At 68.2% G+C, this 2,055-nt stretch carries 2 protein-coding genes; one reads left to right on the top strand and one right to left on the bottom strand.

All coding sequences use genetic code 11. From position 1 onward, the window contains the following. The coding region (locus G6017_RS16565) for a hypothetical protein (protein WP_206682445.1) at positions 1 to 231 on the top strand (231 nt) is incomplete at its 5' end. 102 nt (positions 232 to 333) lie between these two features. Here G6017_RS16565 and G6017_RS16340 read toward each other — a convergent pair. After that, positions 334 to 1,617 carry an MFS transporter gene (locus tag G6017_RS16340; RefSeq protein WP_182618296.1) on the bottom strand — a complete coding sequence of 428 codons (1,284 nt, stop codon included), beginning with the start codon at positions 1,615 to 1,617 and terminating at the stop codon, positions 334 to 336. Between the last annotated feature and the right edge of the window lie 438 nt (positions 1,618 to 2,055).

Here is a 2,055-nt window from a genome sequence, read left to right as displayed (position 1 = left end):
CTGGGCGAGGAGTCCTGGACTCGGGATCCCCGGTCCGAGCCGACGATTCTGGCACTGACGGTCATGGCGAGTACGTCGCTCATGGGCGCAATGGTGGCCGGCTATCGGCACAGGATGACTGGCGCGGTCGCCTGCACCGGGAAGTTCGAGGCGGTGACGTTGATGCAGTGGAGGCTGTGGGCGGACCGATTCACGCGCGAGACCAGTCAGACGACCGGACCGCCCCTGTAGCTCCTCGGATACATCTCCTGTCGGTGCCGCTACAGCGGTGCGGGTAGTTCTCCGCCACCACACACGCCGAGTAGTGCGATCTGCAAAGCCACCGAGAGCGGATCAGTCGTCACTCGCGTCTCTGACGACGATCGGCGTGAGTGTCTCGTACATGCGGATCGCTACGGCCGCCGCCGACGCCGCACTGACGGCGGCGGCGGCCCACACGGCGGCGTGCATACCCATGGCGTCGGCGACGATCCCCCCGAACACCGCGCCGACCGCGTAACCCAGGTCGCGCCACACGCGGTAGACACCGACGGCTCGTCCCCGCCACACGGGGTGGGCAACGTCGCCGATCGCGGCCAACAGCGTCGGATAGACCATCGCGGTCCCGGCTCCCAGGATCATGGTGCCCACCGCCCACATTCCGAATCCGTTGCCGAGCGCGATGACGACCAGGGCGGCCGCCTGGGTGGCCATCCCCACCGAGATCAGGTGCTTGCGACCGACCCGGTCCGAGATTGCGCCGGTGAACAGCTGCCCCACTCCCCAGACGGCCGGGTAGAGCGCGAACAGCAGTCCGATCTGCCCCACGGTCAGACCCGCGGTGGCGAACAACAGGGGGAACAGCCCCCAGGACAGGCCGAAGTTGAGGTTGTTGACGAGCCCCGCCTGGCTCGCCGAGGACAGGGCCGGCTCTCGGAAGCTGGTCTGGATCGCGATCTCCCGGTCTGTCATGTCGGCATGGAGATGGTCGTGCAGTCCGTCCGGGCGGGCGGTGTGCCGCCCCGCGTCCAGGAGTGCGTGGTCGCGCGTCTCGCGGACGAAGATCCCGGACAGCACCAGAGCCAGGGCCGTGTAGGCCACACCGACAAGGAACGGCGCCGGTCGCAGGCCGTACTGCCCCGCGAGGTAGCCGGCGAGCAGTGAGGTCACCGCGACCGCGCCGTAGCCTGCCGCCTCGTTGAGTCCCATCGCCAGACCGCGCTGCCGGGGTCCGACGAGGTCGATCTTCATCACCACGGTGGTGGACCAGGTCAGTCCCTGGTTGATGCCCAGCAGGATGTTGGCGGCCACCACCCAGGTCCAGTCGGGTGCCCAGATGAGCATGAGTGGCACCGGGATGGCGAAGAGCCACCCGACCAGCAGGACGGGTTTGCGGCCGTATCGGTCGGAGAACGTCCCGGCGAAGTAGTTCGCGATCGCCTTGGTGACACCGAAGGCCGCGACGTAGGTGAAGATGAAGGTGTAACCGGTCAGGCCGAAGAGTTCCGTGGCCAGCAGGGGAAGCACGGTCTGCTGCTGACCCACCATGCCGCCGACCAGCGCATTGATGGCGACGAGCAGAGTGAACTGGGCGGCGTTGGCTTTGAGACCGAGCTCGGGGGTTCGTTCGCTGCGCATGCTCTCCTCCTCGCGATCGACCGCGTTCGGGCCGTGTCGCCTCTATCGCGTTCCGCTCCCCTGGTGAGTGAGAACCGACGGCTCGGCTCGACCTCCGTCGACCGCAGCGGGCAGCGGTCGACGGCTACGACCCAGACGGCGGCGACAAACGCCAGCAGAGCGACCGTGCCGAGGATGATCGATGCGGCGGGGAAGGGTAGTTCCTGGGACAGGACGAAGGCGCCCATGAGTAGGACGAAGTAGCCGAAGCCCTTTCTCAGGGCCTTCTCCGGGACGATGCTCGGGGTGTCAGGGGTGTCAGGGGGGCGGGGTGCCCGAGGCCAGGGCGTCGCGCAGGTCGGCCGGCCCCCCGGGGTGCTGAGGTGGGTGCGTCGGGTCAGACGGTCGCGAGGTTGCGCTCGGACCAGGCGGCGTAGCTGCCCTCGAGTTCGACCACGC

It is taken from the genome of Dietzia sp. B44, assembly GCF_014145245.1.
GTDB lineage: Bacteria > Actinomycetota > Actinomycetes > Mycobacteriales > Mycobacteriaceae > Dietzia > Dietzia natronolimnaea.
Note: the sequence above shows the minus strand (reverse complement) of the source record. Positions and strands in the feature narration are given on the sequence as shown.

Excerpts from the sequence above, each read along its gene's own strand:
- G6017_RS16340 (WP_182618296.1), bottom strand. The coding sequence starts at position 1,617 with ATGCGCAGCGAACGAACCCCCGAGCTCGGTCTCAAAGCCAACGCCGCC.